Source organism: Streptomyces sp. NPDC104307 (genome assembly GCF_055584045.1).
In genome coordinates this window covers 71594-92712 of record NZ_JBVJMU010000004.1, presented here as the reverse complement: position 1 = coordinate 92712, position 21119 = coordinate 71594, and the positions used below count along the sequence as shown (strand labels likewise).

Here is a 21119-nt window from a genome sequence, read left to right as displayed (position 1 = left end):
TATTTAGTGATCCGGTGGACGAAGGCCGGCGGCACGCTACTCCTCGGACGGGGCGGAAGGAGTGCCCAGCGTAGATCCAGGTCCCGGTTCCGCGACCAGGGGGAGTCGGTCCCCGCATCGACGGGTTCAAGGCCCGACGGTCATCTCATCAGGAGCGGTGAGCCTCGTCGAGGAAGGCACCTCGGTCGCGGCCGCGATTTCGGCGATGCGTTGAACTGCGCCCTGGTAGGCGTCCGCGTTGCCCGGCATCTTCTGCCAGGCGCGGATGGTGACGCTTGCGGGCTGGAGTGCGCCGGGGGTGATGCCGAGGTAGCGGGCAGCCGCGGCGCGGGAGCCACCGCGGTTCATCTGGACGAGGCGGATCGCGGCGTCTCTGCGCAGTTGGGTTGCGGGCCCGTTCAATTCGTCCAGTGGCCAGGCCCAGGCGTCCGGAAGATGTTGCGGGATGTTCTTCGGGTCGAGCAGGCCCTGGCGGCTCGGAGGCTGTGGGAAGAGCGCGGGTGGCCCGACAATTCCGTGACGCAGGTGGGTGCTCTCGTCGATGGCGGTGTTCATGCCGGATGAGCAGTGTGGGGCGAGGCGCTTCAGCCGGCGATATCCGGCACGGCTGGAGGGAAGCCGGGACAGCACGCGGGCGAGGACTGTCTGACCGCCCGGGTCGTCAGGAACCGGACGACGAGGGCCATCAGGGCGGCGGCCCGCAGCGGATCGCCAGGCGGGTGGTCGACAGAGCGAGCCAGCCAGCCGTCCCCTTGGGCTCCGGATCGTTCCGCAGGCGCTCGGCTCAGGGCCTCGGCGTGAGCGGCGACCGCGTCCAAGTGTTCGGTGCTGGTGAGGACTTCCGCCGTGGCCGGCCAGGTGCTGCAGATGGCGAGCGTGGCGGCACGGACATCGTTAAGGAACCGTTGGGGCGAGGTAGGCCGGCCCAGACTCTCGACCTTCTGCCCGGCCACGGAACGCGCGGCCGCGGACAGCCGCTGTTGAGCGTGCACCATCGCCTCGGTTGGGGCAGACGGATGGTCCAGCTGCTGGGCGCATGCCGGAGCCATGGCGGCATGCGCCGGGTGGAGGCGGCTACGCGGTGACGGGGTGAGCTGAGTGGGTCGCCATCTTCCGTCGGCCCGGTAGCCGTTGGAGAATGCGGGCGCCTGGCAGTTGGGGCACCGCCAGTCGAGAATGCGGTGGTGGCGTGTGCAGAGGAATGTGAGTGGGAGCCGCCACGAGCCCTGCCAGACCGCCCCGCCCGGAAGACCGGCAGTGTCTGCCAGGCAGGCGGGGCAGTACCGGCTGAAGGCCGTGAAGACCCAGCCGTCGTTGGCCATGTCGATCTGGCTCTGATGTCGTCCCGGGTAAACGGGGTGTAGAGGGGGATAGCTGGGGGCCTGCGTCGCGAGGGTGAGCGCGTGAACCTCGGGCAGGGCGAGTCGGCAGACGGTGGCGGTCTGCCGGGATTGTTTGTCGTCCAGGCGGACGAGGTGGTGGGTGGGGAACGTCGTCCCTGCGGTGAGTCCGCACCGGTGCGCGAAGTCGAGCGGAGAGATGCCGATCCGGTGGGCGAGACGCAGATGGTAGCCCGCCAGCAGTACCCAGGGTGAGGGGGAGGCCGTCGAGGAGGGTCTCGGTCAGGCACTCGATGCCGCTGGTGAGCGCTTTAGTGCAGCCGTCCTCGATAAGGCGTTCGAGGAGGCCGACGACGCCGTTGGTGCGGGTGAAGAGGTACTCGGGCATGCGGCCCGAAGTGAGCATTCCCGGCTGGGTGTTCAGCAGCCGGAGTGCGCTCAGGTATGCGGTATCGGCCACAGGTGATCAGCGTAGCTTCCGGAAGGAGGCACGCAGGTCGTTGATCCACGCCTCAGGGTTCTCGTAGGGACCGAAGTGGCCGCCCTTCTCATGGACGTTCACGTCTCGGATGTCGGCGTAGAACCGGGCGCCGCCATTCCGGAAAATGCTGGCCCGCTCCTCGGCCGTCTCCGCACCGGGGGAGGAGTCGCCCAGCAGGAACGTGAAGCTGGCCGGGGCCTGCACGTACGGGGTCTTGTCGTTGACCGGCTGCGGAGGGTAGAGGCTGGCGTTCTTGTAGGCGCGGATCGAGGAGCCTATGGCGTCGTTGACCCAGAAAATGGTGGCGAAGGTCAGAATGTCGTCGACAGGCCAGTTCTCGTCGAAGTCGGCGTTGCGGTCGCTCCAGGTCTTGTACCGCTTCAGGATCCAGGCCAGCATGCCGGCCGGGGAGTCGTTCAGCCCGTGCGTGATCGTCTGGCCGTCGAGGATGTGGGCCGCCACGTGTGAGGCGTAGATGTTGTTGCGCCGCACGAGCCGGGTCCGCTCCGCCGACGGGAGGTCCTCGGTCTGCTGGCCTCCGGACAGGTCCCAAGCGCGGTCGCCCTGGAACATGACGGGCGGCATCTCGTTGCCGAGATGGATGCCGTAGAGGGAGTCGGCGTACTTATGGCCCATGCGGGAGCCCACCAGCGCGCCGTAGTCGGCGGCGCCGATCCCGTACTTCTCGTAGCCGAGCACGTCGGTCATCAGCGTGTGGAAGCGGTCCGCGATGTCCGCGTAGTTCTCCCTGGGGTTGGTCAGCGGAGTGGAGAAACCGAAGCCGGGCAGGGAAGGAATGATCACGTCGAAGGCGTCGGCGGGGTCGCCACCCGAGGCGGCCGGGTCGGTGAGCGGTTCGATGACTTTGTTCCAGTGGGCACTGGTCCACGGCCAGCCGTGCGCGAGAAGTAGGGGGATCGGCGCCGGCCCCTTCCCCCGTTCGTACATGAAGTGCACAGGGGTGCCGTCAACGTCCACGCGGTGCTGGTTGAAGGCGTTGAGCCTGGCCTCGGCGGCGCGCCAGTCGAAGCCGTCGGCCCAGTACTCCACCAGGGGCTTGAGGTAGGCGGTGCTTAGGCCGTACCGACCGTCCTCGTTCTCGGGGTCGGCGGCGAATCGTGTCAGCCTCAGCCGCGTCCTCAGGTCCTCGAGGACCTTCTGCTCGACGTTGACGGTGAACGGGGGAAGGGCTTGGCCCGAGGGGGGAGTGTGCATGGTGTCCGCTCCTGTCATAAGGGGGTGTCCACTGGTTCACAGCAGAACGGGGAACGCCTGTTCGTCAGCGTCCGGGGCGCCTGGCGAGGGGGCGGCCCGACGTGTGCACACCTACGGCTCAGTATGTGGGTGGGATGCGCCGGATCGGTCCGCCCCCTCCGTGGGAAGAAGAAGCCGCTGGTCACCGCGTAACAGGATGCGACGGAACGTCTCCGGCAGGTCGGCGACGAACGCTTCGGGGTTTTCGTGGTGGACGAAGTGTCCGCCATTCATGTGGGCATTCACGTTCACCGGGTTGAAAGCACCGCGCGCGGGCCCGTTCTCGAAGGCTGCGATGCGCTCCTCGGGAGTGTTGACGCCGGGCGGGAAGTGGTCACCGACGAGAAGAGTGAAGCTGGCCGGGGGTTCCACAGTGGGCCGGCGGTCGTGGGAGGGAACCCACGGGTGACGCTCGGCGTTGCGGTACATGCGAATGGAGCTGTCGATGGACTGCGTCACCCAGAAGATGGTGGCCTGGGTGAGGATGAAGTCGCGGGGGAAGTTCTTGTCGAAGTCGCCCCGCTTGGCTCTCCACTTCTTCCACCGCTTCAGCAGCCAGACGAGCATGCCGATGGGCGAGTCCTGCATACCGTGGGTGAGGGTCGAACCGTCCAGCATGTGCGCCGCGACGTGGGACACATAGGTGTCGACGAAGTCCTCCAGGTCCGCCCGGATCTCCGGCGAGGCGTCCTCGGGGATCTCGGCGCCGTCCGTGAGGTCCCAGAACCGCTCGTTGGCGAACTGCCCCCGAGGCAGACCGAGCGCGCTCGTGACAAGGGCCCCGTGGTCGGAGCCTGCGGCCCGTACTTCTCGTATGAGGCCGTAGCTGAACTCGCCGGGCCACGGCCAGCTGGGATGGATGATGAGCCGGGTCGTCTTCGGGCCCTTGCCGCGCACGTGGACGAAATGCACCGGCGTGCCGTCGATCTCGACCGTGTGCCGGTTGTAGGAGTTCAGCCGCTTCCCCTGCGCGCGCCAGTCGAAGCTGTCGGCCAAGTACTCGATGAACGGCTTGAGATAGGCGGTGCTGATGCCGTAGTACTCCTCCTCGTTGTCCAGGTCGTCGAAGAACCGGGTGTTGAGCAGCCGGTTCCGCAGGTCGTCCAGGACGTCTTGGCGGACGTCGTTGCTCACGGCTCCGCTGCTTTCGGGTCGGGGTCGGCGGGGTCGAGCCGGATTGATGGGTGTCGCCCGGGATGGTCAGACGGAGAAGTCCAGGCGGACGCGGGTCTGCTTGAGTTCGGCGATGTACCAGGTGCCGGCTGTCTTGACGAAGCGCGCGTGGTAGTGACCGAACCCGTGCATGCCCCGGAAGGGAATGTCCTCCGACAGTTCGGCGTCGTCGGGGCGGGTGATGATGTCCTCCATCGCCCATACGCCGTGTGCGTTCGTCGCTGAGTCGACGTCGATCTCGTCGGAGAACAGGTGGTGGACCAGGGTCACGCCGGGGCCGCCGCTGCCGCCCACCATGGCGACGATCCCATCCCGGCCCTCCATGCGCATCCACACGGAGCCGTCCGGCTTGTGCGGGGTGAACGAGCCGTCCGGGGTGAACAGGTCGGCCAGGTCTTGCCAGCGCTGGTGGTCCGCGTAACGGACGTAGCGGGCCATCAGGCGGCGCAGGTCTTCGATGGTGACGAGACGCTCGGTGGAATCCATGGCTGGCTGTCCTCGCTTCGGTGGAGTGAACGGGCGCCCCGGCGGACGGTCGCTCGGCCGGCTGGTCGCCTTGGTCCGACGGTGCCTGGTCCGGAAGCGGCGTTCCGTTTCTGGACTTGATGGTCCAATTATGAGCCCATGTGGTGTGGACTGGCAAGTCCAAACGGCGTGGCCCGCATCACAATAATGGACGTGTGGGTCCATTTTGTGGGTACTGCCCTGCGATGTTGCCTCCCTGCGTGGGGCGATGCTGTCGGGACACCTGGCCACAGACATGCTCCGCCGTCGGATGCGGCCCCAATCAAGCAGACACACTGGTGCGTTGCATCGGTCATCCGACTGGGTTCTCGACTTACTACTGCAACCGTGTCTGGAGTGACGGCGGTTCAGGTCAGGGGTGGTGGCCCCGTCGTTTGTCGTGGCTGATGCGTGCCCGGTGTTGCGCTTGACGTCGCCAGTGGGACCAGTCGGACTGCCGGTGCGTGGCAGGAAGAACCCCACGGCGAGGGCCACGAGCCCGTTGGCGAGCGCCGGCAGCCAGAACAGCCAGGGGACCCCGAGCGTGGTCACGATGGGGTCGGCCACGAGCACTCCGAGTGCGCCACCGACAGAGCTGACGGCGGCGATCGTGCCGACTGCGGTGCTGACGCGATGCGCGGGCAGCAGGTCGCGCAGGAGCCCGAAGGCCAGGGGAAGGGCGGCGTCGCCGGCACCCTGCAGGACCCGGCCCACGATGAGCACGGGCAGGCTGGTGGCAAGGGCGCCGACGGCACTGCCGGCAGCGAGCAGGACGAGTACCGCGACCAGCACGCGCCGCTTGCCGATCTGGTCGCCGAGCGGGCCCAGGACGGGCGTCAGGATGGCACTCGCGAGCAGGAAGCTGGTGAGTACCCACCCCACTCCGAGTTGGCTCGTGTGGACATGTCCCCGGAGTGCTTCCAGACCCGGATTCACCACGGACTGGACCAGGGCGTACGAGACCGAGGCCACGGAGAGAAGGATCAGCGCGCTCCGTGCCCCTTCCGCGGCCGCGGAGTGGGGGTGAGCGAGGTTCTGTATCGGTTCCGACTCAACACTGGATGGCATGGTCCAGTCTTGGGTCTTGAAGTATGGACGTTCAAGTCCATTATTGCGTCGGGCGTCAGTCGGTACCCGCACCGGCCGGGCGCAGGGAGTCCGTCGTGGTCGTGAGGGCGGCGGTCAGGTAATCCGTGCGTCCCGTGGCCTGAAGCATGACGACGCCACCCTGAATTGCGACCAGAATGCTGCGCGCGCGGACCCGGGCCGCCTCCGGCGAATCGTCCGTCAGAGCCTGTACGCCGAGAAAGAGAGCCTCCTCCCACTCGGTGAACAGGCGGGCGAGGATGGCCCGCGCCTCCACAGACGACTTGCCAAGTTCGGTGGTGAGGCTGCCCAGGGGGCACCGCTGCCCGAGTTCGATGTAGTGGTCGACGACTGCCTGCCGCCAGCTCAGCCACGACTCCCAGGTGGACAGATCGCCCAGGAACGGCTGCTGCACGTCGAGAACCTGCTCGGCCTCGTACTCGGCGACGGCCGTCAGGATGTCGGCTCTGCCGTCGGGGAAGTAGTGAAACAGCTGGCTCTTGCTGGTCGCCGTGGCCGCTCGCACGTCGTCGAGCGTTGTCTCGGCGGCGCCCTTTTCCCTGCTCAGAAGCGCCGTGGCAACGACGATGCGCTGCCGGGTCGCCCTGCCCTTCGCGGTCAGTCCCTTGTTCATCCGCCCATCGTCCCACAAATTTGGACTCGATGGTCCATCGCGAGATTCGGCTCACCCGCCCTGCCGCATGCGACGACAGGAGAGCTGTCGCCGACGTGTGTGTGTTTTGCCCGCCCAGGGAGTCAGGCCGTGAAGGAGGACCAGGATTTTTCGGTCCGGAAACCGGCCTGCTGGAAGAACGACTCTGTCGCGCTGTCCGAATGCAGGTATGCCGCGTGTGCTCCGGATCCTGGCGCGTCCTGTGGCATTGCCCCGGTCACCACCTGCCCGGTCCCGCGTCGCCGGTACTCGGGCAGGGTGCCGATGTTGGCGAGTCCTACCTGTCCTTCCGTCAGGATCTCCAGTCCGGCCGCCGCGGGCACGCCGCCCGTCTCGGCGACGTACGCGCGCACGAAGGGGCGGCCCACGGCTGCGCGCGCCGTGCTGACTGGGTTTCCGTTATGCGCGAACGACACGCGCTCCGGCCCGACACGCGCTCCGGCCCGATACGGGCCCGGAAGCTCTGGGTTCAGAGGAACGCGCTGTTCGCGGGGCCGTAGCCGAACATCGTCACGGACTGCGACCAGGACCACACCTGGGCGGCGTCGGGCCACGCCTCGACGCCCGGCTCCGCCGGAAGGCCGGTCGGTGGCGTGGAGGGACGGAGGACGGGTTCCGCCGGCGCGTCAAGGTCCGTCGCGGGTATGCAAGACATGGTGTCGCCTGCCTGTCTGGGGTGTGTCCGTTCCGAGGTGTCCCTTCAGCATGCCCCGACATATGTAACCAGTCAAGACGGTTATTAAGTTTAATAACCGTCTTGACTGGTTACATCCGTCATGTGAAGCTGATGCCTCCTAGCAGGAACGACCACACCGAAGCGGGCGAGCACGTGCAGACCTATGAGAAGCAGACGGACGAGCAGCAGGCCTTCGAGCACCGGTTCGGCGAGCTGCGGGCGGCGGAGGCCTACCGGGCGTGGCTGATGGAGGAGCGTGTCCTCAAGAGCAGCAACCCCGTGCTGTCGCGCCGCCTGACCCCTGGGCCCGGAGCCGGATCCGCCCCCGGGAACCGGACCTTCGGTGCCGTCCTGACGGTGAATGCCGTCCTGGCCCGGACGAGCGCCGCGCTCGGCACCGCGGCGTTCGCCGCCCTCTTGGCGCTGACAGCCCTGCCGATCGGCCACAGGGACCTCGGGGCCTTGTACGGACTGGCCGGCGGGGCGGCCCTGACCGCCCTGGCCCTCGGGGTGGTCCAGTACCGTCGGCACCGGCCCTCACCTGCGCTGATCCTCGCCTTCGCGGCCTTCGAGGGCTTCTTTCTCGGCATCCTCGCGAACACGGTCTCCACGCACTTCTCGCCCGGGGCGCTGGTCCAGACGGTCCTGGGCACCCTCGCGGTCTTCGCCGTCGTACTCCTGGCGTCGCGAGGAGGCCTGCTGCGCACGGCGCACCGCGTCCGAGCCTTCGCGGGAGCGGCCGTGGCGGGACTGGTCCTGCTCGCGGGGGTGAACGCGCTGCTCACCGTCCTCACCGACGTCGAAGGGCTGGGCTTCCGCAGCGGGGTTCTCGGTCTCGTCCTCGGCGTCCTCGGCGCCGGTCTGGCGGCCGGATGCCTCTCTTTGCACCTACGGCAGGTCGAGGCCGCCGTCGCCGACCGCGTCCCCGCCGAGCGGGCCTGGACGGCGGCTTTCGGCCTCGTACTGACGCTGGTGTGGCTCTACGTCGAGACGCTCCGCCTGTTCACACTCGTCCGGGAGGACGACGTCTGCTGAGACGCACACGTATGACTTATTCGGCAGCCTTGTGTGCCTCCGAGCATGTGGATATGTTGGAGAAACCAGTCACACCTCTGCAAGTCAGCCTCCGTCGATCCCAAGGGGAACCAGTGACCATCAATCGACGTGCCCTGCTCCGTACCAGTGGCGTCGCGGCAGCCGGCGCCCTCGGCGCCGCCGCCCTCTCGTCCTCCGCGCAGGCCGCGGACACGGCCGGCCCCGCGCACCCCCACCACCCGGTCGACCCCGACCCCACCGCGGGTGTCACCCGGACCCTCCTCCAGGAACACCCGTCACCGGCCGAGGGCTGGGAGACGGTGCAGACGCTGGTGCAGATCCCCCGCCACAAGGAGTCGGGGCGGCACAGCCACCCCGGCGTGGAGGTCGGCTACATCATCCGGGGTGACGTCCTGATGAAGTTCGACGACCGGCCCTCGATCCGCCTGCGCACGGGCGACCCGTTCTTCATCCCGTCCGGGGCCATTCACAACGCCGTCAACGTCGGCAAGGTGACCACGATGATGCTCTCCACGTACGTGGTTGACGAGGACGAGCCGCTGGTGACCACCTACTGAGCCGGCAGGCTACCGAGCCGGCAGCAGGTGGTCGCGGCCGAACATGGCGGCCGCCGCACGCGCGGTCGGCGTACCGGAGTCGAGATCCGCTCCCGCCTCGACCAGGACGGCGACCACGTCGTCCGCTCCCTTGAACAACGCGCCCGCCACGGCGACCTGACCGCGGGCGTTGGGCACGTCCGGGTCCGCGCCGAGCCGGAGCAGAGTCCCTACCGTCTCCGCGTGGCCGTGGTAGGCGGCCAGCATCAGCAGCGTGTTGGCTCCCGCGTCGGCCGCGTCCACCGGCAGCCCGTGCTCCACGAACTCCGTCAGCTGCGCGCTCTCCCCGGCGCGGGCCAGATGCATGGCGAGGGCGACGACGCGCTCGGTCTGCTCGGGCGTCAGCGGGGTCATACGGTCTCTCCTCGGCATCGGTACATGCGGCTCATGGCACACATCGGTCACGCCCCGCACACCCGGGTCACGGGTGTGCGGGGCGTGGGTCTTCTCGGCGTCGCTCAGAGCCGGCCGGCGGCCAGCGCCTCGATCGCCTTGCGGACACCCTCGCCGTAGGCCGGGTCGGCCTGCGTGCAGTTGTGGATGTGCCGCTCGACGGTCTGCGCGGACGCGCCGTCGATCGCCCGGGCGGTGTTCTCGAAGAGGACCTGCTGCTGCTCGGGGCTCATCAGCCGGAACAGGTTGCCGGGCTGCTCGAAGTAGTTGGCGTCGTCCTCGCGGAAGTCGAACCGGTCGGCGACCGCGCCCACGGCCTGGCGCGGCTCGCGGTAGGCGGGCTGCTCCGGCCAGCGGCCGTACGAGTTCGGCTCGATGCCCGGGGCCGCGCCCTGGTTGCCGTCCACGCGCATGGCGCCGTCGCGGTGGTAGGAGTTCACCGGGTTCTTCGGGGCGTTGACCGGGATCTGGTGGTGGTTCACACCGAGCCGGTACCGCTGGGCGTCACCGTAGGAGAACAGGCGGCCCTGCAGCATCCGGTCGGGGGAGTAGCCGATGCCCGGCACCACGTTGGCCGGGGTGAACGCGGCCTGCTCCACGTCGGCGAAGTAGTTGTCGGGGTTGCGGTTGAGCTCCCACTCGCCAACCTCGATCAGCGGGTAGTCCTTCTTCGACCACACCTTGGTGAGGTCGAAGGGGTGGAAGCGGTAGTTGTCCGCGTCGGCCTCCGGCATGACCTGGACGAACAGCTTCCACTTCGGGAAGTCGCCGGTCTCGATCGCGTCGAAGAGGTCGCGCTGGTGGGACTCGCGGTCCTTGCCGACCAGCGCCTCGGCCTCGGCGTCGGTGAGGTTCTTGATGCCCTGCTGGGTGCGGTGGTGGAACTTGACCCAGAACCGCTCGCCCTCGGCGCTGACCAGGCTGTAGGTGTGCGAACCGAAGCCGTGCATGTGCCGGTAGGAGGCCGGGATGCCGCGCTCGGACATGACGATGGTGACCTGGTGCAGGGCCTCGGGGAGGTTGGTCCAGAAGTCCCAGTTGTTCTCGGGGTCACGCAGGTTGGTGCGCGGGTCGCGCTTGACCGCGTGGTTGAGGTCGGGGAACTTCAGCGGGTCCCGGAAGAAGAACACCGGGGTGTTGTTGCCGACCAGGTCCCAGTTGCCCTCGTCCGTGTAGAACTTGAGGGCGAAGCCGCGGATGTCCCGCTCCGCGTCGGCGGCACCGCGCTCGCCCGCGACGGTCGAGAACCGGGCGAACATGTCGGTTTTCTTGCCGATCTCGGAGAATATCTTCGCGCTGGTGTACCGCGTGATGTCATGGGTCACGGTGAACGTGCCGAACGCGCCCGAGCCCTTGGCGTGCATCCGGCGCTCCGGGATCACCTCACGGTCGAAGTGGGCGAGCTTCTCCAGAAACCACACGTCCTGCAGGAGCATCGGCCCGCGCGCCCCGGCGGTCACGGAGTTCTGGTTGTCGGGCACCGGTGCGCCGGCGACCGTGGTCAGCGGCTTCTGGTTGTTCTCGGGCAAGGCTCGCTCCTCTATGAGTGTCCGTCACATGCGGCCAGTCTGGAAAACATCCTATGTTAGACAGTATCCAAGTCAAGCGGTGGACCTACTCAGATCTTTGACCGTCAAGTGACTGATGGCCCGGGAATCCGACACGGTCACCATGGGGGAGGCGACGACCACGAACACCCACCATGGAAGGGGACACCCGTCATCATGCACGGCGAACAATCCGATCGGCGGGCTCGCCTCGCGCAGGCCGGGGCACTGCCCGCGCTCTCCCTGGTGATCGAGCGGGTCCTGGACGAGGACCTACGTGTGCCGGTGCACGCGGAGTTCCGCTTCGATGCGGGGATGCCGCTGATCGTGTCCGCCACGTTCACCCACGGCTGGTCGTCCGTGACCTGGAACATCGGCCGGGAACTGCTCCATCGCGGCCTGTTCGAGGACGTCGGCGACGGCGACGTGCAGGTCTGGCCGACCCAGTTCGACGAGGACAGGGCGTGGCTGATACTCGACTCCGAGCGCAGGAGCGCCGTCTTCGAGCTGCCCGTCCCGCCGCTGGCCCACTGGCTCCACTCCACGTACCGGCTGGTGCCGGCCGAGGCGGAGGCGGACACCCTGGACTGGGACGGCTTCCTGGAGAACCTGCTGGCCGACGGCGGGCTGCGACGCCCCACGGAAGGCAACCCGTCGTGAGCGGCGAACAGTCGGCTCTGCGGGTGCGCCGCCCGGCGCCCCCGCCTCCGCTCTCGCTCCTGGTCCGGCGCGTGACGGAGGGGGGCGCGCGCCATCCTGTGCGCGCGGAGTTCCGGTTCGACCCGGAGGTCCCCATGGTCGTGACGCTCGCCCTCACCCCCTGGCGCGGGCCGGGCGTGACCTGGCGCATCGGCCGGGATCTGCTCCACCGCGGCCTGTATGCGCAGAGCGGCGAGGGCGACGTACAGGTGTGGCCCACGCAGTGCGACGAGGGGGACGAGGCGTGGCTGCTGCTGGAGTCGGGGGCCACGAGCGCGGTCTTCGAACTCCCGGTCCCGGTGCTCGGGGAGTGGCTCGAGGCCACGTACCGGAGCGTCGTGGCGACGGCGGAGACGGGCGTCCTGGACTGGGACGCCTTCCTGGCCGGGTTGCTCGACGACGAGGAACCGCCGGTCGACGGCCCGGCGGCGACGGTGGAGCGTGACGCCGGACGAAGTCACCGTTTCATGGGGTTGCATTCCGACGGCTCACCGTTCAGTATGGTTACGTGAATCATGCCTTTCCTTGCGGGACGCTCCCTCTCGACTTCGTCGGCACGCTGCGTGCGCGACGCAACGACCTGCCGACGGAGAAGCTCGCCACCCCCGAGCTGCTCGACGACTGGTTCGTCGAGTCCGGGATGCTCGATCTGGCGCCGGGTGCGAGCGAGGTTGACCTCGCCCTCGCCGTGGACCTGCGCGAATCCATCTACTCCCTGGCCGTGGCGCGGATGGACGGCATGCAGCTGCCCTCCGACGCGGTCGCCGAGCTGAACCTCCAAGCATCCGGCATGCCCGTGACGCTGCGGCTCGGCCCGGACGGCGCGACCCGCACCGGTTCGGTCTCGCAGGGCCTCGCGGCCCTCGCCCGCGAGGCGGTCGAGATCCTCGGCGGCGAGGACGGGGACCTGTTGCGCGAGTGCGCCCGCCCCGAGTGCACCCAGACCTACCTCGACCGCTCGCGTGGCCACCGCCGGGAATGGTGCGCCATGCGGACCTGCGGGAACCGGGTCAAGGCCGCCACCTACCGGGCCCGCCAGCACAGCACGCAGGGCTGACCCCCCCCCGCCCCTTCGACGGGCCCCTCAGGCTGCCATGCCTGAGGGGCCCATTCGTCGTTCCCGCGCGCACTCTTTGTCCCCCCGGGCGCCTTGGCCGGCCCACTCACACGTATGACTCGTAATCTACTTGACTGGCATTCTGAGATACGTATTATCGCGATGTGTGAACAGGTCACCGTCTGAACCGGTAACTGTAAGGGCCGGCTCAGCATCAGCGATCCAAGGAGCCCCCACATGGACATGACCGCAGAGACCGGCGGCGCCACGGGCCGCCGCCGCTTCATGGGGCTCGCCGCGGGCGCCGTCGCCGCCACGCAACTCGGCCTGGCCGGCGAGGCGCAGGCGGCGACGGCGGGACCGGCCACCCCCGTCCCGGCGTCCGCCCCCGGTACCCCCGAGCCGGTCCCCGGCGTCCACCCCTTTCGCATCAGGGTTCCGCAACAGGACCTCCGTGACCTGCGGCAGCGCCTGCGGGCGATCCGCTGGCCGGACCGCGAACTCGTCCGCGACCGCTCCCAGGGCGCCCAACTGGCCAAAGTCCGCCCGCTGATCGAGTACTGGGAGAGCGGATACGACTGGCGCAAGGTCGAGTCGCGGCTCAACGCGCTGCCGCAGTTCATCACCGAGATCGACGGCGTGGACATCCAGTTCGCCCACATCCGCTCACCACATCACGACGCCCTGCCGATGCTCATGACGCACGGCTGGCCGGGCTCGATCATCGAGCTCCTGAAGATCATCGACCCGCTCACCAACCCCACGGCCCATGGCGGGCGCGCGGAGGACGCCTTCCACCTCGTCCTGCCGACGCTGCCCGGGCACGGCTGGTCCGGCAGGCCGAAGACGACCGGGTGGAACCCGGGCCGCATGGCGACCGCGCTCCACGAACTCATGCACCGCCTCGGCTACCAGCGGTACGTCTCCCAGGGCGGCGACCACGGTTCGATCATCGCGCAGATCCAGGCCACGCAGCGGATGGAGGGCCTGCTCGGCATCCACGTCAACATGCCGGGCACCGTGCCCCCGGACGTCCTGCGCCACCTGCGCACCTTCGACGCCGCTCCCTCGGCCCTCTCCGCCCGCGAGAAGGTCGCCTACGACCGGCTGCTGCACTTCTACCGCGACGGCTTCGGCTACGCGGCGATGATGAACGAGTCCCCGCAGACCATCGGTTACGCCCTCGCCGACTCACCCCTGGCGATGGCCGCGTACTACTACGACAAGATCGCGGAGTGGACCGACTCCGGTGGCGAGCCCGAGAAGGTCCTCACCTACGACGAGATGCTCGACGCCATCTCGCTGTACTGGCTGACCAACACCGGAGCGTCCTCCTCCCGCCTGTACTGGGAGGGCACCCAGACCGGCGGCGGCCCGTTCAACGCGGTCGACATCCCCGACGTCCCCGTGGCGGTCACCGTGTTCCCGGCCGAGATCTACCCCGCGCCGCGCAGCTGGGGCGAGAAGGCGTACGGCAACCTCATCCACTGGAACGAGGTCGACAAGGGCGGCCACTTCGCCGCCTGGGAACAGCCCCAGCTGCTGGCCCGCGAACTGCGCACCGCCTTCAGGTCGCTGCGGGACTGACGTCCTGCCGCCCCGCGCGACAGGGCCGCATCCCCGCAGGGTGCGGCCCTGTCGCGGCGGTCGCTACGGGGCTTCGTGCTCCGCGCCGGCCGGGGTCTCCTGCACGAAGGCCCGGACCGCGGCGCCGAACACCTCGGGCTCCTCGATGTGGCCCATGTGCCCGCTGTCCTCCAGCACCACCAGGCGGGCGTCGGGGATCAGTTCGTACATCTCCTGGGACCAGCGCGGTCCGCAGATCACGTCGTACCGCCCCACGATCACCAGTGCCGGCACGGTGAGGCCCTTGAGGGCGACCCGGTCGTCGATGAGGTCCGGGGCGAGGTACTCGTCGAGTCCGGAGATGAAGGTGGCGCGCACGGCGTCACGGAACGGGGCGTACCGCTCCTCGTTCTCCCAGTAGTGCGCGAAGTAGGACGGCAGCACACCCCGGGCCACGGCCTCGGTCGAGGCGTCGTCGCTGATGCGGGACATCGCTCCGAACGCGGCGAGCACGCCGTCCAGTCCGGGGTGGCCGGCGTACCGGGCCGCGAACTCCTGAACCCTGCGGCCCGCTTCCTCGCCGTGCTCGGGACCCGTGACCGGCGCGCCGTCGTACAGGATGACGCCCGCGAGCTGCTCGGAGCGGTGCAGCGCGTGGTAGGCCGCGACGAAGGCACCGTGGGAGTGGCCGAGCAGGTGCACTGCGGGCACGTCGAGGCGGCTGATCAGCACTTCCAGGAAGCGGCTGTAGCGGTCCCGGGTGTATCCGTGCGGGTGGGACGGGAGCCGCCCGGAGTCGCCGGTGCCGATGGGCTCCACGTAGACCATGGTCAGGTGCTGCTCCAGGAGCGGCATGCGCAGGTACTCCCAGTGGATGCCGGGTCCGCCGGAGAGCGCGACACAGACCGGGCCGGTGCCGTGCACGTGATAGCGCTGGGTGACGCCGCCGAGCGTGAAGGAGTGGGTGCCGGAAGAGAGGGCCATGGTGACCTCCGCGTGTGGTGTGGGACTGCGCTGACACCGACATGGCGCGCGGGGGACCGGGAAGTTCGATCGCGATGACGTGACCTGCGACACACCCCCGGGAAAGGTGTCGCGCGCCGGTGTCCGTCTCTCCGGCGGACCGATGAGGACACATGCCTCGCCGGCGCCAACGGCGAGGCATGTCGCTGTCACCACCCAGGGGGGCCGGGCCCGCGGCCTGCGCGTCAGCCGGACTGCGCGGCCGTCGTGGTCCGCGGGGAGTCGACGAGGGTGTAACTCACCGACCGCTCCTGCTTGTGGCGCCGGATCTTTCCCTTGGCGACCAGCGGTTCGAGGGTGTTGCGCACGACCTGCGGCGCCGGTGCGCGATCCGGGTGTTTGCGCATGAGCTCCTCGCGGAGCTCCTTGGTCGGACGAGGCTCGTCATAGGCGGCGAGCAGCTCCATCAGCAGCCTTCCGAGCAGCGGCTGCCGTGACTCCGGGCCGGCGGCGGCTCGCGGCCTCGTGCCGGGCCGTGCGGGCGAGGACGGGCTCGTCCTGCGCCTGTTCGGGCGGCGGGGGCGGGACCTGGGGGGATGTCGGCCCGCTCGGCGAGCTTCATGATGTCGACGAGGAGAGCGGAAGGGCGAGGTGTGCCCGCTGGTGTGCAAATCTGCGCCGCGCCCCGGCCGGTCAGGCTGGTCCGAGGCCCGTCAGCAAGGTGTCGACGACGAGGTCCGCCGCCTGCCCGTCGCTCAGATCGGGCAGGCGCCGGACCACGAGATGCATCAGCTCGGGCAGCAGCGCTTGCGCCCAGCCGTCCGGCGCTCCGGCCCGGAACGTCCCCTCGTCTACGGCCCGTTGCACGAAGGTGTCGACCTCCCGGACCGAGGCGTCGCGCCGCTCGCGGATGGCGTCGTCGGCGAGCATGCGGGTGAGGTCGACCGGCCAGGTGCGGTTCACCGCGATGATGTTCTCCACGTAGCGGTGCAGGGCCACCGCGACGGGGGCCTCGCGCAGGCGGGCGTCGGCGATGGCCCGCTCGATGGCCTCCAGCCGGGACACGTAGATCGCCGCGAGCAGTTCGTCGCGGGTGGCGAACCGCCGGTAGACGGTCCTGCGGTCCACACCGGCCTCCGCGGCGATGCTCGCGATGCTCGCGCCCGGATCGGCGGCGAGCATGCGTGCGCCGGTGGTCAGGACGGCTTCGAGATTGCGTGCGGCGTCGGCCCTCATGGGCGCCAGCCTAATCGAATCTTGTGAATATACCCGCGTGAAGTGGCACGTGTGCGTGCGGATGGTGCCGCCAAGCACCTCATGGATGGGTCGATCCGTGCCGTGGATGCCTGTGCGTCGCACCGATAACCGGAGAGGTGGCTTGCGGGTCGAGAAGTAACCTGTCAGAGTGGTTACTCGAACGAGGCGCTCGCCGGAGCGGCATCCGCACCGTCCACACGACTTCACGGACACACGACAGCGGCCGCGCACCACCGCGGCCCCGGAGGGAACGTCATGCGCAGTAGTAATCCGGTCCTCTCCCGATGGGGCCGCGGCAGTGGCGACGGCTCCGCCGACCGCTCGATCCAGCGCCTCGACCCCGTGCCCGTCGGCGCGGTGAGCGGCGCGGACCCGGCCGGCCCGGTCCTCACCAACCCCTACGCCGGGCCCGCCGATCCGTCCGCCGCGCAAGGCGCCGGGACCGCCGCCGGGCCGGCGATGACCATCGACGACGTCGTCGTGCGCACCGCCGCCACGCTCGGCACGGTCGTGCTCACCGCCGCCCTCTCCTGGATACTGCTCCCCGTCGACAGCGCCGGGATCGGCCGGTCCTACGGCATCGCCTTCGCCGCCGCCCTCGTCGCGTTCGGCCTGTCCATGGTCCAGAGCTTCAAACGCACACCTTTGCCGGCGCTGATCCTCGGCTACGCGGCCTTCGAAGGTGTATTCCTCGGCACCGTCTCCAGCGCCACCTCGGCGTGGACCGCGCCCGGCGTCGTCGTCCAGGCGGTGCTGGGTACCATGGCGGTGTCCGCGGGTGTGCTGATCGCCTACAAGCGCCGCTGGATACGTGTCGACCGGCGCTTCCAGGGTTTCGTCCTCGCCGCGGCGACCGGATTCCTGCTGCTGCTTGTGGCGGACCTGCTGTTCTCCGCGTTCAGTGCGGGCAACGGCCTGGGCTTCCAGAGCGGTGCCCTCGGCATCGTGTTCGGCATCGTCGGCATCGCGCTCGGCGGCGCCTTCCTGGCCCTGGACTTCAAGCAGGTCGAGGACGGCATCACCTTCGGCGCCCCGCGCGATGAGGCCTGGTTCGCGGCGTTCGGCCTCACCACCACCCTGGTGTGGATCTACCTCCAGGCGCTCCAGCTCCTGTCGATCCTCCAGGGCGACAACTGACCGCCCGCCCGGCCCACCCGGGCCGGACCGCACCGCACACGGAAGGGCAGGCCATGAGCACGGTGCTGACGGATGCCGAACAGAGCGAGGACACGGCCCTCACGCTGGCGGCGCAGCACGGCGACGTGAGCGCGCTCGGGCTGTTGCTTGAGCGGCACCGTCCTGGCATGCGGGCCGTCGCCCTGAGCCTGCTGGGCCCCGGCCCGGACATCGACGACGTCATGCAGGACGCCGCCCTGGTGGCCCTGCGCAGCGTGGGTCAGGTCCGTGACCCGGCCGCCGTGGGCGCCTGGCTGCGGATGGTGGTGCGCAACCGCAGCCGTTCGCTGCTGCGCGACGCCCGCCGGACCGAGCCGCGCGAGGAGATCCCGCTGCCGCCGGTGCTGACCACACCCGAGCAGGTCCTTGACCGGCACGCGATGCGGGACTGGATCTGGGAAGCCGTCGAACACCTCTCCCCGAAACTCCGCCTGCCGGTGGTGCTTCGCTACTTCACCTCCGGGGTCACCTCCTACCGGCAGATCGCCGAGACCTGCGCGATCCCGGTCGGCACGGTCCGCAGCCGGCTCAGCCAGGCCCGCACCGAGCTCGCCCGGACCCTGCGCGCCACCGCGGACGGGGTACACGACGACATCCGGCGGCGGACCGAGGCCGCATGGCAGGAGGCGCACGAGACGCTGGCCGCCGCGGAACGCGGGGAGTTCGCCCGGGTGGTCGCGGACCGCTACTCCCCGGAGGTCTCCCTGCTCAAGGGCGATCAGCGGCTGGGCGGTACGGGACTGCTCCTGGCAGGCATGGACAGCGACCTCACGGCAGGGGTGCGCCAGCGGCCCGCCCATGTGATCGCCGGACGCTCGCTGATCGTCTGGGAGATGGACCTCATCAACCCGCCGGACGCACCGGACCACTGTCCGCCCGGCGTCGCCTGGATCATGACGGTGGACGGCGGCCGGATCGCCCGGGTGCGGCTGTACCACACGCCCCGCGGCTGACAGGCGCCGGCGCGGACGCCCCGTCACCGACCCCGCCGCACACATGTGGCTCCCGTGGGAGATCATGAGGTGTGCGCCCGCCAGCCGACGAGCTGCGGCCCGCCCCTAGTCACGCACGAGACACGGAGACACCCCATGACCTACCGCAAGGGCCTCGTCCTCGACTTCGGCGGTGTGCTCACCACGCCGCTGCTCCCGGCCGCGCTCGCCTTCGAGAAACGCGAGGGGCTGCCGGAGGGCACCTTGCTTCACACCCTCTACCTGGACGAGGAGATGGTCCGGCGGACCGAGGAACTCGAACGCGGCACGCTCACCCAGAGTGAGTGGAACGCCGACGCCGCCGGCCGGCTCGGCGTCGCGCCGGCGAACCTGATGGGGCGCATCTTCGCCGACCTGCGCTCGGAGCCCTCGCTCATCGCAGTGGCCGACGCCGCCCGCCGGGCCGGGGTGAAGGTCGCGATCCTCTCCAACTCGGTGGGCACGGCGCCGTGGAACCTCTACGCCGGATACGACCTGGCGTACGACGCCGTGGTGATCTCCGAGGACCACGGCCTGCGCAAACCGGAACCGGCGATCTTCGAACTCGTGCTGAAGGAGCTCGGGCTCACCGCCGACGAGTGTGTCTTCGTCGACGACACCCAGCAGCACCTCCCTCCCGCCGCCGCCCTGGGCTTCGCCACGGTGCACGCCCAGGACCCGCGCAGCACGGTCGCCGAACTGGAGGCCCTGCTGGGCCTGGCGTGAGCGACCGACCGACCGACACAGGCTCTCAACCTCCGCCTACGTTCGACAAGGGGCAGATCATGGACACGTATTCCTCTTTCACCGGCCGCCCGAGCAAGGACCAGCAGGCGCTGCTGTCCCGGGTGAACTGCAACGACCGACGCGAGCCGGGCAAGGAGGCCGCCGAGATCGAGGAGATCACCCGGCGCACCGGACACCTGGCTGCCGCCACCTATCTCGGTCTCTTTCTCTGACTCCACCAGGCGAATGTCTCAATCGCAACTTCCGCATGTTCGTTGAATGGACAAGTGTGTGGGCACAGCGACCACACACATACAGGGAGTGCGACATGAGCAGATTCTGGCAGCGCCGTCTCGTCGGCGTGGCCGCCGTGACGTCCGGAGCGGCCCTGTTCGGGGGCGTCGGTCTGGCCCAGCCCGCCGGCGCCGTCGAGTTCGGCGGCATCGCCTTCTACGCGAACCGCGACTTCAGCGGCAAGGAAGTGCGCGTCGACGCATCCGACTACGAGTGCCACACCCTTCCGCAGGCGATGTACTCGGTGGAGAACTTCTCCGGGACCAACTACATGGACGTCTACTACAAGGCCGACTGTGCCGTGGGCGTCCCGGACTCCCCGTACACCGACGCCTTCCTGCGCCTCGGCGACCTGATGCAGAGCGGCACCGAGGTTCCGTCCGGCTTCCGCAGCTACCGGGTGCTGGCCCGGACGCCGTAGCCGTAGCGGTCTCCGGCCGCACACCTTGACGCAGACACACCACCTTCCTCCCTCCTTGACATGTGTGCAAGGAGGGAGGAACCTTATCACCAGTCAATACGGTGACACTGAGGCGGCGGATGTGCGTCACGTATGTTCCGCCGGGTGACGAGAGGAACGACGTGATCAGCAGACGCAGGGTGTCCCAGGCGGTGGCGATGGCGGCCGGCACGGTCGGGCTCTCCGGAGCGGGCCAGGCCGTCGCCGCCGGCCAGGAGACGGCCTCCGCCGCGTCCGGGGCGTACCAGGGGCTCGGCCCGCTGCGGCATGTGCGCACCGACGTCCTGGACATCGCCTACCACGTCGTCGGTCCGGCCGACGGTGCGCCGGTCATCCTGCTGCACGGCTGGCCGTTCAGCCCGGTCGGTTCCTACGCGGAGGTGGCGCCGCCGCTCGCCGACCGCGGTCTCCGGTGCTACATCCCCTACCTGCGCGGCCACGGCGAGACCCGGTTCCGCCACCGGGGCACCTTCCGTTCCGGGCAGCAGGCCGCCATCGGCGCCGACCTGATCGAGTTCATGGACGCCCTCGGCATCCGGCGGGCCCTGTATGCCGGGTACGACTGGGGCGGGCGCGCCGCCAACGTGGCCGCGGCCCTGTGGCCCCACCGCTGCGCGGGCCTGGTCTCCGTGAACGGCTACCTCATCCAGAACATCGCCCGCGCCCAGGAGCCCCTCGCCCCCTCCCTCGAACTGGGCTTCTGGTACTTCTTCTACTTCCTCACCGAGCGCGGGGCCAAGGGCCTGGAGCGCAACCGGGAGGACCTGGGCCGCGTCGTCTGGCAGCGCAACTCGCCCCAATGGCAGTTCACCGAGGCGGAGTTCGCGCAGACCGCGCAGTTGTGGACCAACCCCGACTACGTCGCGGTCACCCTGCACAGCTACCGCCACCGCCTCGCCGCCGCCCCGGGCGCGCCCCGCTACGCCGAGCTGGAGCGCCGCCTCCTCGCCACGCCGACGATCCCCGCGCCCACCGTCACCCTGGACGGCAAGGCCGACGGCGTGACGCCCTGGACCGACGGCAGTACCTACAAGCCGCACTACACCGGGCCCTTCGCCCACCACGTGGTCCCTGGCGCGGGCCACAACCTGCCCCAGGAGCGCCCGGACGCGTTCGTCTCCGCGATTTCGGAGGTCCACGGCCTGGGCTGAGCCCGGGCCCGGCCAGGGCA

General features: G+C 69.4%; 25 protein-coding genes and 1 pseudogene. 12 read left to right on the top strand and 14 right to left on the bottom strand.

The genetic code is table 11. The features are described from left to right. Window positions 1-126 precede the first annotated feature (126 nt). The 9 genes and pseudogenes from ACZ601_RS13250 to ACZ601_RS13210 all read right to left on the bottom strand — a co-directional run bounded on the left by ACZ601_RS13250 (window position 127) and on the right by ACZ601_RS13210 (window position 7166). Window positions 127-555: a hypothetical protein gene (locus ACZ601_RS13250; RefSeq protein WP_469536707.1), complete on the bottom strand. Its 429-nt coding sequence runs from the start codon at window positions 553-555 to the stop codon at window positions 127-129. A 29-nt stretch (window positions 556-584) separates the two neighbouring features. Then, a complete protein-coding gene (locus tag ACZ601_RS13245; RefSeq protein WP_469537592.1) occupies window positions 585-1580 on the bottom strand; it encodes a TniQ family protein in 996 nt (331 codons plus the stop codon). Window positions 1581-1806: 226 nt separating this feature from the next. Next, entirely contained in the window at window positions 1807-3036 is a 1230-nt protein-coding gene (locus ACZ601_RS13240; RefSeq protein ID WP_469536705.1) for an epoxide hydrolase family protein, read from the bottom strand. Window positions 3037-3147: 111 nt separating this feature from the next. Then, window positions 3148-4209 (bottom strand): epoxide hydrolase N-terminal domain-containing protein, encoded by a 1062-nt coding sequence (locus tag ACZ601_RS13235; RefSeq protein WP_469536703.1) that lies wholly within the window; start codon window positions 4207-4209, stop codon window positions 3148-3150. A gap of 66 nt (window positions 4210-4275) precedes the next feature. Then, complete coding sequence (locus tag ACZ601_RS13230; protein ID WP_469537589.1) at window positions 4276-4734, bottom strand: nuclear transport factor 2 family protein; 459 nt, start codon at window positions 4732-4734, stop codon at window positions 4276-4278. Window positions 4735-5187: 453 nt separating this feature from the next. Continuing rightward, window positions 5188-5820, bottom strand: a pseudogene (locus tag ACZ601_RS13225) (MFS transporter); the annotation flags it as partial. 55 nt (window positions 5821-5875) lie between these two features. After that, on the bottom strand, window positions 5876-6472 hold the full coding sequence (locus ACZ601_RS13220; protein ID WP_469536700.1) for a TetR/AcrR family transcriptional regulator: 597 nt from the start codon (window positions 6470-6472) through the stop codon (window positions 5876-5878). A gap of 122 nt (window positions 6473-6594) precedes the next feature. Continuing rightward, the gene (locus ACZ601_RS13215) at window positions 6595-6879 is read right to left on the bottom strand and encodes a GNAT family N-acetyltransferase (protein ID WP_469536697.1); all 285 of its coding nucleotides are present in this window, start codon (window positions 6877-6879) and stop codon (window positions 6595-6597) included. Between the two features lie 101 nt (window positions 6880-6980). Next, on the bottom strand, window positions 6981-7166 hold the full coding sequence (locus ACZ601_RS13210; protein WP_469536695.1) for a hypothetical protein: 186 nt from the start codon (window positions 7164-7166) through the stop codon (window positions 6981-6983). A gap of 102 nt (window positions 7167-7268) precedes the next feature. Here ACZ601_RS13210 and ACZ601_RS13205 point away from each other — a divergent pair, with 102 nt between their 5' ends. After that, window positions 7269-8222 (top strand): Bax inhibitor-1/YccA family membrane protein, encoded by a 954-nt coding sequence (locus tag ACZ601_RS13205; protein WP_469536692.1) that lies wholly within the window; start codon window positions 7269-7271, stop codon window positions 8220-8222. Between the two features lie 113 nt (window positions 8223-8335). Then, entirely contained in the window at window positions 8336-8800 is a 465-nt protein-coding gene (locus ACZ601_RS13200) for a cupin domain-containing protein (RefSeq protein WP_469536690.1), read from the top strand. Between the two features lie 9 nt (window positions 8801-8809). Here the strand turns inward: ACZ601_RS13200 and ACZ601_RS13195 are convergent, their stop codons facing one another. Together ACZ601_RS13195 and ACZ601_RS13190 are read right to left on the bottom strand one after the other, a co-directional pair. After that, on the bottom strand, window positions 8810-9193 hold the full coding sequence (locus ACZ601_RS13195; RefSeq protein ID WP_469536687.1) for an ankyrin repeat domain-containing protein: 384 nt from the start codon (window positions 9191-9193) through the stop codon (window positions 8810-8812). 104 nt (window positions 9194-9297) lie between these two features. Further along, window positions 9298-10761 (bottom strand): catalase, encoded by a 1464-nt coding sequence (locus tag ACZ601_RS13190; RefSeq protein WP_469536686.1) that lies wholly within the window; start codon window positions 10759-10761, stop codon window positions 9298-9300. Between the two features lie 195 nt (window positions 10762-10956). Between ACZ601_RS13190 and ACZ601_RS13185 the strand changes: the two genes are divergently transcribed. The 4 genes from ACZ601_RS13185 to ACZ601_RS13170 all read left to right on the top strand — a co-directional run bounded on the left by ACZ601_RS13185 (window position 10957) and on the right by ACZ601_RS13170 (window position 14122). Further along, window positions 10957-11439 (top strand): SsgA family sporulation/cell division regulator, encoded by a 483-nt coding sequence (locus ACZ601_RS13185; RefSeq protein ID WP_469536683.1) that lies wholly within the window; start codon window positions 10957-10959, stop codon window positions 11437-11439. Next, window positions 11436-11990, top strand: a complete 555-nt coding sequence (locus ACZ601_RS13180) for an SsgA family sporulation/cell division regulator (RefSeq protein WP_469536680.1) — start codon at window positions 11436-11438, stop codon at window positions 11988-11990. The genes ACZ601_RS13185 and ACZ601_RS13180 overlap by 4 nt, the downstream gene beginning before the upstream one ends. After that, window positions 11987-12535: a CGNR zinc finger domain-containing protein gene (locus ACZ601_RS13175; RefSeq protein ID WP_469536677.1), complete on the top strand. Its 549-nt coding sequence runs from the start codon at window positions 11987-11989 to the stop codon at window positions 12533-12535. The genes ACZ601_RS13180 and ACZ601_RS13175 overlap by 4 nt, the downstream gene beginning before the upstream one ends. Before the next feature lie 237 nt (window positions 12536-12772). Further along, window positions 12773-14122 carry an epoxide hydrolase family protein gene (locus ACZ601_RS13170; RefSeq protein ID WP_469536674.1) on the top strand — a complete coding sequence of 450 codons (1350 nt, stop codon included), beginning with the start codon at window positions 12773-12775 and terminating at the stop codon, window positions 14120-14122. Between the two features lie 63 nt (window positions 14123-14185). On the opposite strand, the gene ACZ601_RS13165 is transcribed toward ACZ601_RS13170, so the two are convergent. The 3 genes from ACZ601_RS13165 to ACZ601_RS13155 all read right to left on the bottom strand — a co-directional run bounded on the left by ACZ601_RS13165 (window position 14186) and on the right by ACZ601_RS13155 (window position 16246). Continuing rightward, window positions 14186-15085: an alpha/beta fold hydrolase gene (locus tag ACZ601_RS13165; protein ID WP_469536671.1), complete on the bottom strand. Its 900-nt coding sequence runs from the start codon at window positions 15083-15085 to the stop codon at window positions 14186-14188. A 224-nt stretch (window positions 15086-15309) separates the two neighbouring features. Next, on the bottom strand, window positions 15310-15531 hold the full coding sequence (locus ACZ601_RS13160) for a hypothetical protein (protein WP_469536670.1): 222 nt from the start codon (window positions 15529-15531) through the stop codon (window positions 15310-15312). A gap of 226 nt (window positions 15532-15757) precedes the next feature. After that, a complete protein-coding gene (locus ACZ601_RS13155; RefSeq protein ID WP_469537586.1) occupies window positions 15758-16246 on the bottom strand; it encodes a TetR/AcrR family transcriptional regulator in 489 nt (162 codons plus the stop codon). A 330-nt stretch (window positions 16247-16576) separates the two neighbouring features. Between ACZ601_RS13155 and ACZ601_RS13150 the strand changes: the two genes are divergently transcribed. The 6 genes from ACZ601_RS13150 to ACZ601_RS13125 all read left to right on the top strand — a co-directional run bounded on the left by ACZ601_RS13150 (window position 16577) and on the right by ACZ601_RS13125 (window position 21099). Further along, window positions 16577-17458: a Bax inhibitor-1/YccA family protein gene (locus ACZ601_RS13150; protein ID WP_469536668.1), complete on the top strand. Its 882-nt coding sequence runs from the start codon at window positions 16577-16579 to the stop codon at window positions 17456-17458. Window positions 17459-17511: 53 nt separating this feature from the next. Continuing rightward, complete coding sequence (locus ACZ601_RS13145; RefSeq protein ID WP_469536664.1) at window positions 17512-18450, top strand: RNA polymerase sigma factor; 939 nt, start codon at window positions 17512-17514, stop codon at window positions 18448-18450. A 135-nt stretch (window positions 18451-18585) separates the two neighbouring features. Further along, window positions 18586-19194, top strand: coding sequence for an HAD family hydrolase (locus ACZ601_RS13140; protein WP_469536661.1), 609 nt, complete (start codon window positions 18586-18588; stop codon window positions 19192-19194). Between the two features lie 59 nt (window positions 19195-19253). Beyond that, a complete protein-coding gene (locus tag ACZ601_RS13135; RefSeq protein WP_469536658.1) occupies window positions 19254-19427 on the top strand; it encodes a hypothetical protein in 174 nt (57 codons plus the stop codon). Between the two features lie 95 nt (window positions 19428-19522). Continuing rightward, window positions 19523-19909 (top strand): hypothetical protein, encoded by a 387-nt coding sequence (locus tag ACZ601_RS13130; RefSeq protein ID WP_469536655.1) that lies wholly within the window; start codon window positions 19523-19525, stop codon window positions 19907-19909. Between the two features lie 161 nt (window positions 19910-20070). Then, window positions 20071-21099 carry an alpha/beta fold hydrolase gene (locus ACZ601_RS13125; RefSeq protein ID WP_469536653.1) on the top strand — a complete coding sequence of 343 codons (1029 nt, stop codon included), beginning with the start codon at window positions 20071-20073 and terminating at the stop codon, window positions 21097-21099. Window positions 21100-21119 lie beyond the last annotated feature (20 nt).